Source organism: Prochlorococcus sp. MIT 1011, assembly GCF_047305235.1.
GTDB lineage: Bacteria > Cyanobacteriota > Cyanobacteriia > PCC-6307 > Cyanobiaceae > Prochlorococcus_B.
This window is the reverse complement of record NZ_CP138983.1, coordinates 1,043,882-1,059,772: the sequence shown is the minus strand read 5'-3', so window position 1 is coordinate 1,059,772 and position 15,891 is coordinate 1,043,882. Positions and strand designations below refer to the sequence as shown.

The 15,891-nt window shown below is 34.4% G+C and carries 16 protein-coding genes; 9 read left to right on the top strand and 7 right to left on the bottom strand.

Annotated elements, in window-relative coordinates; genetic code table 11:
* The first annotated feature begins 14 nt into the window (after nt 1–14).
* The 7 genes from carA (at nt 15) to SIB75_RS06500 (ending at nt 8,865) form a co-directional block, all read left to right on the top strand.
* Nucleotides 15–1,169 carry a glutamine-hydrolyzing carbamoyl-phosphate synthase small subunit gene (carA, locus tag SIB75_RS06530; RefSeq protein ID WP_413682503.1) on the top strand — a complete coding sequence of 385 codons (1,155 nt, stop codon included), beginning with the start codon at nt 15–17 and terminating at the stop codon, nt 1,167–1,169.
* A 51-nt stretch (nt 1,170–1,220) separates the two neighbouring features.
* Complete coding sequence (locus SIB75_RS06525) at nt 1,221–1,586, top strand: STAS domain-containing protein (RefSeq protein ID WP_413684813.1); 366 nt, start codon at nt 1,221–1,223, stop codon at nt 1,584–1,586.
* Nucleotides 1,583–1,981 (top strand): Mini-ribonuclease 3, encoded by a 399-nt coding sequence (locus SIB75_RS06520; RefSeq protein WP_413682502.1) that lies wholly within the window; start codon nt 1,583–1,585, stop codon nt 1,979–1,981. The genes SIB75_RS06525 and SIB75_RS06520 overlap by 4 nt, the downstream gene beginning before the upstream one ends.
* A gap of 17 nt (nt 1,982–1,998) precedes the next feature.
* The gene (gene rlmB / locus SIB75_RS06515) at nt 1,999–3,327 is read left to right on the top strand and encodes a 23S rRNA (guanosine(2251)-2'-O)-methyltransferase RlmB (RefSeq protein WP_413682501.1); all 1,329 of its coding nucleotides are present in this window, start codon (nt 1,999–2,001) and stop codon (nt 3,325–3,327) included.
* Between the two features lie 230 nt (nt 3,328–3,557).
* On the top strand, nt 3,558–3,788 hold the full coding sequence (locus SIB75_RS06510) for a DUF1816 domain-containing protein (protein WP_413390327.1): 231 nt from the start codon (nt 3,558–3,560) through the stop codon (nt 3,786–3,788).
* 26 nt (nt 3,789–3,814) lie between these two features.
* Complete coding sequence (gene gatA, locus SIB75_RS06505; protein WP_413682499.1) at nt 3,815–5,275, top strand: Asp-tRNA(Asn)/Glu-tRNA(Gln) amidotransferase subunit GatA; 1,461 nt, start codon at nt 3,815–3,817, stop codon at nt 5,273–5,275.
* A 71-nt stretch (nt 5,276–5,346) separates the two neighbouring features.
* Nucleotides 5,347–8,865 carry a DNA polymerase III subunit alpha gene (locus SIB75_RS06500; protein ID WP_413682498.1) on the top strand — a complete coding sequence of 1,173 codons (3,519 nt, stop codon included), beginning with the start codon at nt 5,347–5,349 and terminating at the stop codon, nt 8,863–8,865.
* A gap of 8 nt (nt 8,866–8,873) precedes the next feature.
* Here SIB75_RS06500 and SIB75_RS06495 read toward each other — a convergent pair whose 3' ends face one another.
* The 5 genes from SIB75_RS06495 to SIB75_RS06475 are packed head-to-tail and all read right to left on the bottom strand — an operon-like array spanning nt 8,874 to nt 11,668.
* Nucleotides 8,874–9,314 (bottom strand): photosystem II biosynthesis protein, encoded by a 441-nt coding sequence (locus SIB75_RS06495; RefSeq protein WP_413682497.1) that lies wholly within the window; start codon nt 9,312–9,314, stop codon nt 8,874–8,876.
* Nucleotides 9,315–9,341: 27 nt separating this feature from the next.
* The gene (gene rpsO, locus SIB75_RS06490) at nt 9,342–9,611 is read right to left on the bottom strand and encodes a 30S ribosomal protein S15 (RefSeq protein WP_269610248.1); all 270 of its coding nucleotides are present in this window, start codon (nt 9,609–9,611) and stop codon (nt 9,342–9,344) included.
* Between the two features lie 51 nt (nt 9,612–9,662).
* Nucleotides 9,663–10,337: a Holliday junction branch migration protein RuvA gene (gene ruvA, locus SIB75_RS06485; protein ID WP_413682496.1), complete on the bottom strand. Its 675-nt coding sequence runs from the start codon at nt 10,335–10,337 to the stop codon at nt 9,663–9,665.
* Nucleotides 10,338–10,376: 39 nt separating this feature from the next.
* Complete coding sequence (locus tag SIB75_RS06480; RefSeq protein WP_413682495.1) at nt 10,377–10,763, bottom strand: cAMP phosphodiesterase; 387 nt, start codon at nt 10,761–10,763, stop codon at nt 10,377–10,379.
* Nucleotides 10,760–11,668 (bottom strand): DMT family transporter, encoded by a 909-nt coding sequence (locus SIB75_RS06475; protein WP_413682494.1) that lies wholly within the window; start codon nt 11,666–11,668, stop codon nt 10,760–10,762. Before SIB75_RS06475 ends, SIB75_RS06480 begins: the two co-directional genes overlap by 4 nt.
* 48 nt (nt 11,669–11,716) lie before the next feature.
* Here SIB75_RS06475 and dnaG point away from each other — a divergent pair, with 48 nt between their 5' ends.
* Complete coding sequence (gene dnaG / locus SIB75_RS06470) at nt 11,717–13,744, top strand: DNA primase (protein ID WP_413682493.1); 2,028 nt, start codon at nt 11,717–11,719, stop codon at nt 13,742–13,744.
* Between the two features lie 22 nt (nt 13,745–13,766).
* Nucleotides 13,767–14,066 carry a hypothetical protein gene (locus SIB75_RS06465; RefSeq protein WP_413682492.1) on the top strand — a complete coding sequence of 100 codons (300 nt, stop codon included), beginning with the start codon at nt 13,767–13,769 and terminating at the stop codon, nt 14,064–14,066.
* 13 nt (nt 14,067–14,079) lie between these two features.
* Here SIB75_RS06465 and SIB75_RS06460 read toward each other — a convergent pair whose 3' ends face one another.
* Together SIB75_RS06460 and SIB75_RS06455 are read right to left on the bottom strand one after the other, a co-directional pair.
* Nucleotides 14,080–14,538 carry a serine hydroxymethyltransferase gene (locus tag SIB75_RS06460; protein ID WP_413682491.1) on the bottom strand — a complete coding sequence of 153 codons (459 nt, stop codon included), beginning with the start codon at nt 14,536–14,538 and terminating at the stop codon, nt 14,080–14,082.
* Nucleotides 14,539–14,630: 92 nt separating this feature from the next.
* Nucleotides 14,631–15,851 (bottom strand): Y-family DNA polymerase, encoded by a 1,221-nt coding sequence (locus SIB75_RS06455; RefSeq protein ID WP_413684812.1) that lies wholly within the window; start codon nt 15,849–15,851, stop codon nt 14,631–14,633.
* Nucleotides 15,852–15,891: the final 40 nt, after the last annotated feature.

Below are 15,891 nucleotides of genomic sequence, written 5' to 3'. Positions count from 1 at the left end.
AAACCCTATTTTCTATGTTTTTTGATACTGATAGCTCTGCAATATTGTTATTAGAGGATGGGACCTACTTTGAGGGAATATCTTTTGGTGCAGTAGGGACTATTTCTGGAGAAGTCGTTTTCAATACTGGTATGACAGGATATCAGGAGGTGATAACTGATCCTAGTTATTATGGTCAGCTTATTACATTCACTTACCCAGAGATTGGTAATACGGGGGTGAATTCTGAGGATAATGAATCAACAAATCCTTCAGTTAAAGGCGTGATTGCTCGTCAAGTATCTACAACTTCTAGTAACTGGCGGCATGAAACTTCATTTGAGAAATGGTTAAAGGATAAAAATGTTGTTGGAATACGTGGAATAGATACAAGAGCACTTGTTAGACATCTCAGAGAGTCTGGTTCTTTGAATGGAATTATCTCATCAGAGTTAAACCATTCAATAACAGATTTGTTTTCAGTTTTAAAAAAATTTCCTTCTATGAGCGGTCTAAATCTTGTTGATAAAGTAACAACTAAGAAGGCTTTTAAAGTTAATTCATTGTGCTCAGCTGCATTTGATAAGAGGATTAAAAATATAAAAAACAACCCGTACAAAGTTGTCGCTATAGATTTTGGGATTAAGCAATCGATTTTGGATCGATTAGTTGCTCATGGATGTGAAGTGACTGTTTTGCCCTCAAATTCCTCAATTTCCGATGTTTTATCTTTATCTCCTGAGGGCGTTTTCCTTTCCAATGGTCCTGGTGATCCATCTACTGTTGAAAGTGGTATTGAACTTGCTAAAAAGTTAATTGAACACGAAAAACTACCAGTTTTTGGGATCTGCTTAGGTCATCAAATTCTGGGATTAGCTCTTGGAGGAACAACTTTTAAACTTTCTTATGGACATAGGGGATTAAATCATCCATGTGGTTTGAATGGAAAAGTTGAAATAACAAGTCAAAATCATGGTTTTGCACTGAATTCAGAATCTTTAAATTCCGAAGAAGTAAAAATCACACGATTAAATTTGAATGATCAAACAGTTGCGGCTATTTCAGTAATTGACAGGCCTTTTTTTGGTGTGCAATATCATCCTGAGGCCAGTCCTGGCCCTCACGATGCTGATCACCATTTTAATCATTTCGTAACCTTAATAGAAGAACGACGAAGAATCGTGGATTAATTTGGTTTCTATCACTACACTTCCATCATGAAGTCATAGGGGACTAATCCCATAACTGAATTACAACGACTTACTGTTTCTCTTAGAGGTGGTTACAGCCAGCAAAATGGTTGTTTGGTGCTAAATTTCACTGGTCAACTAGATGCCTATTCAGAGAAGCAATTCACTACATATATCAATGAAGTTTTAGATTCAAATCAACTATCAGTAGTTATTGATTTAACCAATATCGACTTCATTGATTCTTGTGGTTTAGGCGCAATGGTTCAAGCAGCAAAAAAATGTTCTCAGTCTAAAAGAGCCTTTAAAGTTGTAGGAAACCCTAGAGTTGTACAAACTATTAAGCTTGTTCGCTTAGAAGAATTTCTTCACCTGGCACCAGATATTAATACTGCTATTAGTAAATTATCAGCTTGACTGATTGGATTCGCTCTTACAAATCATCCATTTCTCCAGATGGATTGGGTCCTTTGCAACTAGCTTGGCTAGGTGATGCAGTATGGGAAATGCATCAAAGGTTACGTTATTGCAGTAGACCAATGCGCTCAAAGGAACTTCATAATGCTGTTGTTAAAGAGGTGAATGCATCCAGTCAAGCCAGAGCAATCAAAGATATAGAGCCATTCCTTACTGATATCGAAAAGGATTTTCTTAGAAAAGGTAGAAACAAGGCTGGGAGAGGTCCTAAAAATGTAGATGCAGCCACATATGCAATTGCTACCGGATTTGAGACTATTGTTGGATGGTTGTTTTTAAAAAATCCAAATCGGCTTGCTGATTTGTTCGATCTTCTTGATCGACCCATTAACTAGAAAATTGTTCTTATAAAATGAGTTATCGTTTCAATAAAGACAAAAGGAATTCAAAAAATTCTTCATTTGATACAAGGAGTAATAATTATTATCGCCGAGATAATGATTCCAAAAAGTCAAACTTTAATGATCGACGAAGAACAAATAACAGAATTAATAGTCTCTCCTCTGATCGAGTAAATAAATATTCGTTAGAGAAGGAATCGTTAGAAAGATCAAGAATTAATTATAAGTTAAACTCCAACTCAGGAGGCTCTAATCGATTTGAGAGAAAATCGACAAACCCTTCATACAGAGATCAAAATACTCAGGAAAATAGAAATTACAGAGGATCCAATCGATTTGAGAGAAAATCGACAGACCCTTCATACAGAGATCAAAATACTCAGGAAAATAGAAATTACAGAGGATCCAATCGGTTTGAGAGGAAATCGCCTATCCCTTCATATGGAAATCAGAATCCTCAGGGCACTCACAATCGCAGAAGTTTGGAAAATAAAGAACCTCTCTCATATTCGGAAAGCTTTACCAAAACGTTAAGTGATGATTTGATTTGGGGTCGTCATTCAACAGAGGCAGCTCTTTTGGCTGGCAGGGCAATTCATAGGATTTGGTGTACCTCTGAATTACGAAGTACACCAAAGTTTTTTCAGCTCCTTAAAGATTCAAAAGCTTCAGGTGTCTTAGTTGAAGAAGTTTCTTGGTCAAGGCTTGGCCAACTCACTAATGGAGCTGTTCATCAAGGAATAGTTTTACAAATTGCCGCATCAAAAACACATGATTTGAAGAATTTAATAGAGGCATGCAAAGCTTTTGGTGATTCAGCATTGCTACTGGCTTTAGATGGGTTAACTGATCCTCAGAATCTCGGAGCAATAATTCGGTCTGCCGAGGCCCTTGGCGCTCAAGGATTAATCCTTCCACAAAGACGCAGTGCAGGTTTAACTGGATCAGTAGCAAAAGTTGCTGCTGGTGCTCTGGAACACTTGCCTGTGGCAAGAGTTGTTAATCTAAATCGGTCTCTGGAGAAATTGAAAGACGAAGGTTATATCATTGTTGGCCTTGCAGAGGAAGGATCATCAACTTTGTCTGAAATCAAATTAGAAGGTCCTGTAGTAGTTGTAGTTGGATCTGAAGATAAAGGGATTTCCTTAATAACAAGAAGGTTGTGTGATCAGTTGGTTAGGATTCCTCTTAAGGGAATAACTACAAGCCTTAATGCATCAGTAGCTACGTCTATTTTCTTATATGAAGTGGCTAGATCCAGATGGATGCGTTCAATCTCTGGACAAGACCCATCTCCTAGATTATTGAAACCTAAGATTTCCAATGAAAATCATAACTAAATCCATTTCAATTTTAACTTTTAAAAGAAGTGTATATTTTTTATAGTTTTCTTATGATTTTTACAACTTCATAATCAAATTACAGAATTAATTACATCACCAACAGGATTTCATACTCAATACTTTTTTGGCTTCAAATGTATGTTTCATCATCAACTGAACATAATATTCCTTTTTTATTTGATAAACATCTGGTTAGGAAAGTATAATAAATTAAATGCAGTTTATTTATGGGTCCCATTAGGGCTCTTCGAAGCTTAGGTAATAGTTTTGGTTTGGCCTGGTGGGCCAAGGTTGAGACTATTCAGCCTGAAGTAACTTATTGGTTTGGACCGTTTCTGACTCGTCGTAGCTTAAAAGTCAGATTAAATGGTTTTGTGGAAGATCTTTCTGCAGAGTCACCTCAGGAAATAAATCATAGTTTAATTAGGTGTCGCCGTAATGAGCCTCTAACGTCATAAGCTAAAAAATATTTTTATAATCAATAATGACTATTGCAGACTTACGCCAGAAATTGAAAAGTGGTGAAGTCTCTTCCAAAGAGCTTGTTCAAGAAAAAATTGAAAGAATAAAGGCATTAGATACAACTCTAAATTCTTTTTTAACTGTTAATACTGATGAGGCATTAAGTCAGGCTGAGTACGTCGATAAACAAATTGCCTCTGGCGAGCCTCTTTCCCCTTTGTCAGGTATACCACTTGCTATCAAAGATAACCTTTGTACAAAAGGAATTAAGACTACTTGTGCAAGCAGGATTTTGAGTAACTTTGTCCCACCATATGAGTCCACAGTTACCAAAAAACTTTTGAACGCAGGAGCAATAATGATTGGGAAGACAAATATGGATGAATTTGCGATGGGGAGCTCTACCGAAACCTCTGCATTTGGTCCTTGTTTAAATCCATGGGATATAACTAAAGTTCCTGGAGGAAGTTCTGGTGGTAGCGCATCTTCTGTTGCTGCAGGATTATGCTATGGATCTTTGGGTTCTGATACTGGTGGATCAATCCGACAACCAGCCTCCTTTTGTGGCGTTGTTGGTATGAAACCTACTTATGGTCGTGTAAGTCGATGGGGTTTAATAGCTTTTGCTAGTTCTCTAGATCAGGTTGGCCCATTTGCAAATAATGTTTCTGATGCAGCTGAAATTCTCCATGTGATTTCAGGCAAAGATGAATTTGATTCAACAACTGTTGATATTCCTGTGCCTAATTATTTAGATACCCTTTCGAAGTCAATTAAGGGGATGAAAATTGGTTTAATTGATAACTGTTTTGAACATGATGGTTTAGCTGCTGAAGTTAAAGATTCCGTTCTTGGTGGTGCTTCTCTCCTCGAAAACTTAGGAGCCAAGATTATTAATGTTTCTTGTCCTCGCTTTAACGATGGAATTGCTACTTATTATGTTATTGCTCCATCTGAAGCTTCAGCCAATTTAGCCAGATATGACGGAGTCAAATATGGATTCCGCTCTGAGGATGACCAATCTCTTATAGAAATGACCTCCAAAAGTCGTGCGCTTGGTTTTGGAAGTGAAGTTAAACGACGAATTCTTATTGGAACTTATGCCCTTTCCGCTGGTTATGTCGATGCTTACTACAAGAAGGCCCAACAAGTTAGAACTTTGATTCGGAAAGACTTTGATGAAGCTTTCAAAAAAGTAGATATTTTGTTGGCTCCAACTGCTCCCACTACTGCTTTTGGTTCTGGAGAAAATATAAACAACCCTATGGCGATGTATTTATCAGATTTGCTAACGATTCCTGCAAATTTGGCTGGATTACCAGCTATCAGCTTGCCTTGCGGCTTTGATAAATCAGGTTTGCCAATAGGCTTACAGCTCATAGGGAATATATTTGAAGAAGCGAAGCTTCTTCAAGTTGCTAGTCAATTTGAAAATGCTGCTGAGGTTTATAAAAATAGGCCTAACACAGATTTCACCTTATAAAGGTTAAGCCACTTAATGTAGAGGATATAATTGTCGCTACACTATATGCAGCGTAGCCTCGTAGGATATTAATGGCTTTTGTTCCAATTCATAATCATAGTGATTACAGCCTTCTTGATGGAGCCAGCCAACTACCTTTAATGGTTGAAAGGGCAAAGGAATTGGGCATGCCAGCTCTAGCCCTAACTGATCATGGGGTAATGTATGGAGCTATTGAATTATTGAAGTTATGTAAGGCAGCAAATATAAAGCCAATTATTGGTAATGAGATGTACGTTATAAATGGTTCAATTGATGACCCTCAGCCCAAAAAAGAGAAAAGATATCATCTTGTAGTTGTTGCTAAAAATCAAATTGGCTATGAAAATCTCGTCAAATTAACGACACTAAGTCATTTAAACGGTGTTAGGGGAAGAGGTATATTTTCAAGACCATGTATAGATAAAGCTTTATTTAAAAAATATAGTGAGGGTTTAATTTGCTCAACAGCTTGCTTAGGCGGTGAAATTCCACAAGCGATATTAAAAGGAAGAAATGATATCGCTAGAGAAGTAGCAGCATGGTACAAAGAACTTTTGGGTGAAGATTTTTATCTTGAAATTCAAGACCATGGATCAATTGAAGATAGAATTGTTAATAGTGAAATAGTTAAAATATCTGAAGAACTTAATATTCATGTTATAGCTACAAATGATGCACATTACGTATCAAAAAATGATATTGAAGCACATGATGCCTTGATTTGCGTGTTAACTGGAAAATTAATTAGTGATCATAAAAGATTAAGATATACAGGGACTGAATATATTAAGTCTGAAGAGGAAATGAGGAAATTGTTTACTGATCATTTAGACGAAAATGTAATAAATAGTGCAATAGAAAATACGGTAAAGTTGTCAAATAAAGTTGAAGAATATTCGATATTAGGAACTTATAAGATGCCCAATTTCCCTATACCTAATGGATATAAACCAATCGAATATCTAAAAGAGATAACTATCAAAGGTTTGAAAGAAATATTAGATATTGCTGAATTTGATAATTTTCCAAATGTTTATAAGGAAAGACTTGATTATGAGTTAAACGTGATTGAACAAATGGGTTTCCCCACGTATTTTCTTGTCGTATGGGATTATATAAGATTTGCAAGAGAACAAAATATTCCTGTAGGTCCAGGTAGAGGTTCAGCAGCTGGTTCTTTAGTAGCTTTTTCTCTTCACATAACTAATATTGATCCAGTTGAAAACGGATTGTTATTTGAAAGATTTCTCAATCCCGAGAGGAAGTCAATGCCTGATATTGATACTGACTTTTGTATAGAAAGACGTGGAGAAGTTATAGATTATGTTACGCAAAAGTATGGCGAAGATAAAGTTGCTCAGATAATTACATTTAACAGAATGACATCTAAAGCTGTTTTAAAAGATGTTGCTCGTGTACTGGATATTCCCTACGGAGATGCAGATCGTTTAGCCAAACTAATTCCAGTTGTAAGGGGTAAGCCTGCAAAATTATCATCTATGATTTCAAAGGAATCTCCTAATAAAGATTTCTATGAAAAATACAATAATGATTCAAAGGTAAAGAAATGGGTTGATATGGCAATGAGGATAGAAGGAACAAATAAGACTTTTGGTGTGCATGCTGCAGGGGTAGTCATAGCGGCTAATTCACTTGATAATTTAGTTCCTCTTCAACGAAATAATGATGGACAAATAATCACTCAATATTTTATGGAAGATATTGAATCACTTGGTCTTTTGAAGATGGACTTTTTAGGACTTAGAAATCTTACAATGATCGAAAAGACAATTAATTTAGTTGAGAAATCTATTGGTGAGAGATTAGATCCTGATTCATTGCCTTTCACAGATAAAAAAACATTTGAATTACTTTCTAGGGGTGACTTAGAAGGAATCTTTCAACTTGAATCTAGTGGAATGAGGCAAATAGTAAAAGATTTAAAGCCCTCATCTCTGGAGGATATTTCTTCAATTCTTGCTCTTTACCGTCCTGGACCTCTTGACGCAGGATTAATTCCTAAATTTATAAATAGAAAACATGGTAAGGAAAGTATTGATTTTCAACATCAATCACTTGAGCCTATTTTAAGTGAAACTTATGGAATCATGGTCTATCAAGAACAGATCATGAAGATCGCTCAGGATTTAGCAGGATATTCGCTTGGTCAAGCAGATTTATTAAGAAGGGCAATGGGTAAGAAAAAAGTATCTGAAATGCAGCGTCATAGAACTCTCTTTGTTGATGGGGCAGTAAAGAATGGCGTTTCAGCAATTGTTGCTGAACAGTTATTTGATCAAATGGTTTTATTTGCTGAATATTGCTTTAACAAAAGTCATTCAACTGCTTATGGCGCTGTTACTTATCAGACTGCTTATTTAAAAGCACATTATCCTGTCGCCTACATGGCGGCATTGCTTACTGTTAATGCTGGCTCGTCTGACAAGGTTCAAAGATACATTTCTAACTGTAATTCAATGGGCATAAACGTAATGCCTCCAAATATAAATACCTCTGGTATTGATTTCACTCCAAAAGATAATTCAATTCTTTTTGGTTTTTCAGCTGTCAAAAATCTGGGTGATGGTGCAATTAGAAAAATTATCATCTCTAGAGATGAAGATGGGGAATTTACTTCATTAGCAGAATTCTGTGATCGAATTTCAATAAGTGCCATTAACCGAAGAGGTCTTGAGGCTTTGATTCATTCTGGAGCTCTTGATTGTCTTGAAGAAAATGCAAATCGCGCTCAACTTATTGCTGATTTGGATTTAACTATTGAATGGGCTTCTTCAAGGGCAAAAGATAGAATTAGCGGCCAAGGTAACCTTTTTGATCTTTCTTCTTCTATAAATAATGAATCATCATCGACTGATGATTATTCATCTGCTCCAAAGGCAAAACCAGTCAACGAGTACCCTCCTTCAGACAAGCTTAAATTAGAAAAAGAGCATGTTGGCTTCTATCTATCGGATCATCCTTTGAAGCAACTTTCAGAACCTGCAAAATTGATTGCTCCTATTAGCCTTAGCTCTTTAGAAGAGCAGAAGGATAAGTCAAAGGTTAGTGTAATAGCAATGATTCCAGAGATGAGACAAGTCACAACTAGAAAAGGTGACAGAATGGCGATTATTCAACTGGAGGATTTAACTGCTTCTTGTGAAGCGGTTGTTTTCCCAAAAAGTTATGAAAGATTGTCCGATCATTTGATGGTTGAAACTAGATTATTGATTTGGGGAAGCGTCGACAGGAGAGATGAAACTGTTCAATTGATTATTGATGATTGTCGTGAAATTGATGATTTAAGATTTCTTTTGATAGATCTGCGCCCTGAGCAAGCTACTGATATCAATGTTCAGCACAGATTAAGAGAATGTCTTTCAAATAATAGACCTGCTAGAAATGAATTAGGCGTTCGTATCCCAGTTGTAGCCTGCCTTAAGGATAATGAAAATACTAGGTATGTAAGGTTAGGTGATCAATTCTGTGTAAAGGATACTGACTTGGCTTTAGATTCTTTGTCTAAGCATTCCTTTATCGCGAGAACAAGTCAAAGTCTTGTAATTTAAATTTTATTTTAACTAGTAATATCTTTTTGATTTGTTTTGAATGCGTCTTTCATCCTATTGATGTTTGGCTTTATATTTTCAAAACCAAGAAAACTTCCTGGATTAAAATCCCAACTCGCAGAGAGTATTCCATAGCTTAATCCTAGTAAGCCGATAAGAAAACATATCGCTGAACTGACCAAAGTGAGTGATGGAGATATATCCGCAATACCTTTGCTTATTAAAAAATAACTTCCAATAAAAACTCCCATACCACTTAGGGTCGGAATACCTGTTGTAAAAGCTATTCTCCTTGCCATTCTATTTGCAACATAGCTTGGAATGCCGGAGGTCTTGCTAGTACTTTTTGAAGATTTCTTTGAAACTATTTTTGGAGCAGAGTTATTGCTGGAGAATCCTATTTTTACTTCTTTAGGCTGTTCCTTTTTGTTTTTTTTTGCACCTTTCATTAGCTTCTAGCAACCCAATACAAGTCATTATCCTCTAATAGCTAATTTTTCAATAAGCTCTGTATATCTTTTTTCACTTTTAGTCCGTACATAACCTAAAAGTCTTTTGCGCTGACCAATCATTTTAAGCAATCCTTGCCTTGAGGAAAAATCATGGATGTTCCCCTGAAGATGTTTGCTTAATTTTGAGATTCTTGTAGTAAGCATAGCCACTTGAACTTCTACTGAACCCGTATCAGTTGGATGTACTTGATGAGTGTTGATTAGCTTTTGTTTCTCTTCTGTGCCTAGTGACATTTGATTTGGCTTTTCTTATTTTCCAAGTCTAATTTAATCCCTAGCCTTCTATCAAGTACTCTTTTCACTCAATTTCATAAGAATCTCTTTGAGATGTTTATCCATTAGCTTTGTTTTTTCTTCTGCCGATAGGGAATTCAATAATAAAGAATTTTCTTTTTCGTTGTTTGTTATGATTTTAATTGAATCTTTTATTTCATTATCTACATAGCCAAGTGAATTCAGAATTAGATATATTTCATCAATATATTTAGAAAATTGATTAGGCTCTATTTCTTTTTTATTGTTATAATTTGTTTCATTACTATCTATAAAGCTTTTAAGTTTGTTTCTTAACTCAACTATTAATCTCTCTGCTATTCGTTTACCTATTCCTTGAGTTTTTGTTAATAAATTAGATTCTTTATTTTCTATTGCATTAACTAATTGATCAACTTCAAAGTCCTCTAACAAAGCTATGCCAATTTGTGGACCTATTCCATTTACACTGATGATTTCCCGAAATAAATCTCTTTGATTAACCTCTGTAAAACCATATAAATTTGTTCCATCTTCCCGATCTATTTGGTGAATCCATAATTCAATCTTATTAGGATCTTCAGCTATACATATGTTCTTTGGTAATAGTTGTATTTCATATCCAACACCACCAACATTTAGAACAACTCCTTTTTTGGTGGATATTTGCCAGATATGTACTATTTCACCTTTTAACCAGCTAATCATTATTTATTTTAATTAAATTTCTGAGAATATAAAAAACACTCAACCACCATCAATCTGACATCCAACCATTGAACCTCCTACTAATCCAGCAGGAATTGCCCACCAACGATCTTTTCCTCTGGATATTGCGGTAGCGAAGCCAGCACCTAAAATACCTCCTGCAATTTTGCCTTCAGAGCAATCATTATTATCAAATTCATTGTTATTCTTAGTTGATACACTACCTGGGCAAGGAACCTCTACAGTTTCCTCCCATTTCTTGACGTAGCCTGGATCCTTTCTTGTACCTGGAATATATTCTTCTCTGTATTCATTTCTCGTACAAGTTCTACTTGATGAGTAACCTCGCTGATATTCATCTGCAAGAATCGATGTTGTTCCAGTGCAAATAAGAACTATTGAAAAAATCAAAGATTTGTAATTCATATTTTTGCTTGAGAGGTTTTGGATGCACTTATACTAATAATAGTTGAAATAAGTACGCAAAAACCACCTAAGTAAATTGAACTTGTTATTGTTTCTTGGAAAATTAATACTCCCCATATACTTGCGAAGATAACCTGGGAATAATTTAGGGAAGTTGCTTGGCCAGCTGGAAGTAGTCTTAACCCCTCTGTTATACAGAGTTGACCAATTTGTGTGAAAATACCAATACCTATTATCCAGAGCCAATCTGTTCCGGTTGGCAATACAAAATCATTAATAATAAAAGGAATAGATAAAGGGATAGAAACCAAAGGGAAGTAGTAAATAATAACAAGTGGATGCTCTTTGGAAGATAATTTTCTTACACATATATAGGCTAATGATGTCATCATAGCGCCTAATATCGCAATTATAATTGCTAATATTGTTTCTTTAATATTATTATTGGAGTTGAATTCTGGTTGACTAACTAAAAGAATTCCTATCCATCCAATAATAATTGAATATACTATTCTCTTTAATATAAATTCCTTTAGAATTATGTAAGCACATATCACAGTGAAAGTAGGATAAATGTATTGAATTACTGTTGCTGTTGCTATAGGTAATATTGTTAGAGCTTTGAAGATACAAAATAGTGCAACTGTTCCTAGTAAACCCCTTATTAATAATAATCTTCTTTGATATCCCCAGGGATTGATTTTATTTTTATATAAGAAAAATCTTGTTATTATTATACTTATGGTTGCCCTAGCAAAAACAAGTTCTGAAATTGGTATCCTTCCCCCAATCGCCTTAACACAAGCACTCATAAGGCTAAATGCTAATCCGCTTCCTATTAAAAATTTGATCCCTTTTAAATTCTTTTCAAAATTAAAGTCATTTGTAAGCTGTTTTTCTCTCAAATTCTAAATCTCTTTACTAAATATTTAAAGATCAATTAAAATTATCATATGGCTTCTGCTCGACTACATCCTAGGACAATTGAGTCTGTTAAAGAGCGTGTAGATATTGTTGATGTAGTTGGTGAACACGTTGTCTTAAAGAAAAAAGGTAAAGAATATGTTGGAATATGTCCTTTCCATGACGATAGTAAGCCTTCTATGTCAGTAATCCCTGGCAAGCAATTTTATTATTGTTTTTCATGTGGAGCTGGTGGAAATGCAATTAAATTTTTAATGGAGTTTCAGAGACAAAGTTTTAGTGATGTTGTTCTTGAGCTGGCTAAAAAATATCAAGTACCAATAGACACAGTTGAAGGACCCCAACAAGAAAGACTCAAGCAACAGATCTCACGTAGAGATACACTTTATCGTGTTCTGAAACTCGCTACAGGTTGGTTTAGAAATCAATTAAATTCTTCATGTGGAGAAAATGCTCTTAATTATCTTAAAAATAAACGTCATTTAAGTGATGGTACTTTAATCAATTTTGAGCTTGGATTTGCTCCAGATAATTGGGATTCATTACTCCAATATTTTGTAGATGTAGAAAAAGTCAGTGTTGAGACTCTTGAATCGGCAGGATTAATCGTTCCTCGAAAGGGTGGTAATGGTTTTTATGACAGATTTCGTAATCGTATTATTGTTCCTATTCATGACAGGCAAAAAAGGGTTATTGGTTTTGGAGGAAGAAGTCTTGATGGTTCAGAGCCCAAGTATTTAAATTCGCCTGAGACTGAAATCTTTGAAAAAGGTAAAAATCTTTTTGGTTTAGACAAATCAGCCCTTTCTATTAAAAAAAAAGATTATGCAGTTGTAGTGGAAGGATATTTTGATGTGATGGCACTTCATGATTCTGGTATTACAAATGTTGTCGCCTCGCTGGGAACTGCATTAAGTAGCAATCAAATAACTCTTCTCTCTCGATCTACCGACAGTAAAAAAATCCTTCTAAATTTTGACTCAGATAATGCTGGAATTCGTGCTGCCAATCGCGCAATTAGTGAGGTAGAAAACCTTGCTATTCAAGGCCAGCTAGATTTAAGAGTTCTGCAATTACCTTCTGGTAAAGATCCAGATGAGTTCCTTAAGGATAATTCTCCATCTGAATATGAAGCATTAGCAGCTAAATCACCTCTCTGGATGGACTGGCAAATAGATCAATCATTGAAGGACTTAGATTTAAATAAATCTGATCAATTTCAGGAAGCTGTTAGTAATCTAGTAACTCTTCTTGGCAAGCTACCTCAAACAGCGATCAGAACTCATTATCTACAGAAGGTCGCTCAGCGTCTTAGTGGAGGTCAAGGTAGATTTGCTCTACAACTAGAGGAAGATTTACGTAATCAAATTAGTGGTCAAAGATGGCACGGACGTTCTAAAAAATATGATAAACCTCAAGAAGTTAGTCTAAGAGAAAGGAGCGAAGCAGATATACTTTTTACTTATATTCACTGTCCTAATTATAGATCTTATATTCGTTATGAATTGAGACTAAGGGACTTAGATGATTTTGCAATCAATCATCATCGAGCGATATGGTCAACTATAAGTAACATTGAGGAGAATAAGTTCGGGTCTGAAACTGTTGAGAAGATAAATCGTTCTAAAGATTCTAATAATATTTTAGCCGATATCGATTTAATCAAAAACTTGTTAGATAATTTCCTTATTAATGAAAATGAACATCTTCCCAAACTTACTCCTTTATTAGAGGCTAATGAACTTCGCTTGGCAACCCTCAGTGATCCCGAGTCGCTTATTCGTGGAGCTCTAGCTGCTCTTGAAAAGCAAAAATCTTTAAAACGTTGTAGACATCTAATTGAAGCATGGAGTTCTCAAAGATTAGAAACTCTTGAGAACTGTATAGCTTCTCTTATTGTTCAGGAAAATTCTGAACCTAGCAATTCATCTGATATGGAGCAGAAAGTGATTAGCATGTTTGAAGATTTAAATAATGACGCTATAAATTTTCAGCAACTTTATTACGCTGAGAGAAAACATATACTAAATTTAGATCAACAGCGATGTTATAAATAATTTTCTATATTTATATTTACCAATGTCAAATTCCTCTCTTTTTAATTTAGACGAATGTTCGTTATCTAATGATCTTTGGCCAGATTTTATAAATAAAATAGGTTTTATAAAAGCAAAGTTAGCGGTACGTCAATCTCTCGATCTTCAGAGTATGCAGGGATCGAATTTAACTATACCTGTCCTTATCCTTGAGACTTGTGGTACGGCTCTCATTAAAGCCAATTCTGTTAAGACTTATATTGGTCTTTCTTACTTGGATCAAGGAATGGTTTTGATTTTCAGTAGTAAAATAAAGGCCATTCAATTACTTAGAGATAATTAATATTATTCAATTATTATAAACAATATTTTCTCAATTCTTTTTCTAATAATTTTGGTTTGTTTTCTAGTATATATGCTTGTCTTTCTTTCTCTCTCTCCCCTGATATTTTTATAGATTCATTAAAAGCCTTCAACTTTAACGGACTCATTGATAACTTTTCATCGATGTTTAATAAATTTCCATTGTTACACTCCTGAGCCACATGAACAGCTTCATGTCTTAAGGCTTTTTTTATATGTAAGGCGGTTCTTTCAAAAGTATCTTTATCTGTTTTTCTTAGAATTGTATATCCTTCTCTCTTCTTAGCATTATTTGTACAAATTATAAGCACTTTCTTTCTTTTATTTAAGAAACCTACATAGTTATTACTTATTAAACATAGTGATTTGTTCTCTTCTATTTTATACCCTGCTTGTTCAACTATTTTTATTATTTCTATTTCTTTTTTATCTAAAAAATCTACGAATTCCATTATTCTTTCTATGCTTATAATTTTATTTATTTTAATCTACCATAATTTTGCTATTTGATTCTTGTGATCATTATTATTAATTATATCAAATTTTAATTTGCATATATTGTAGGAATACTTTCCATGTTTGTTGTCTTTATGAGAGATAATTTTTCTCTACTCGGTCTCCATTCTTTTTCAATGATAGATGCTCCCCAATTTATTGTATCTCTACCATTACTATTGTTGATTTGATCTATTATATGATTTAATCTTTCTTGGGATAAATCTTTTTCAATATATTGTTGATCAAATAGTAGTTTTTGTTTATATTTATTGCTCTGTAGTTTATGTAATATCACACCGGCTTTTTTTAACTTCCTATAAGGTCTGAATATTTTCTTTGTTAAATCTAAGCTTATTTTAAGCATAATTCTTGAGTCAGATGTTGGTATGTCTATTTTTTCTGTTGCTTCTTTTTTATAAAAATCTTTTGAATGAGGATTTGTATTCGTAAATACTGTGATAGCTGAAGCCAATTGATTGTATTTTCGAAGTTTAGCACTTGCGATTAAAATATATTTAATGATTACTTGACTCAACTCTTCTAAGCTATCTATTGAATAAGAAAGACTTCTGCTTACGCAGATTTCTTTCCTGTCTGACGAAGTCTCTTTTATAGGTATACAGAGGTTACCTTTTAGTTCATTTTGAATGCGTAAACCAACGACACCATATTTTTCTTTGATTTGATTGCTTGACATATATTTAAGTTCTCGGGCATTAGTAATCCCTTTTTTCCGTAACCATATGGACATTCTTTTACCTACACCCCAAATTTTATTTACTTTAATTAGATTAAGATAAGGGTCTTTATTTTCAATAATACCTATATCAAATATACCTGAATTATTTGGTATGTTTTTTGCTAGATGATTAGAAATTTTTGATAGAACTTTTGTCTCACCAATACCAATAGATATTGGTATCCCTATATTTTGATAAACTAAAGCTCTTAAATTCTTTCCCCATTGATATAAGTACTTTTGGTTTGGACGTTTTATCGTTCCAAATGCTTCATCTATTGAGTATATTTCTAGTTCTTCACAATTTTTTCTTAGTAGCTGCATTAATCGATTACTTATATCACCGTAAAGCTCATAATTTGAACTTCTTACAGTTATATTTAATTTAGTCAACTTATTTTTTAATTTAAAATATGGCTGCCCCATAGGAATTCCCATTTTTCTAGCCTCTGAACTACGAGCTATTATGCATCCATCATTATTCGAAAGTATAACTAAACCCTTTCCTTTTATGGATGGATCTATCATTTGTTCACACGAGGCATAGAAATTGTTCCCATCAATTTGA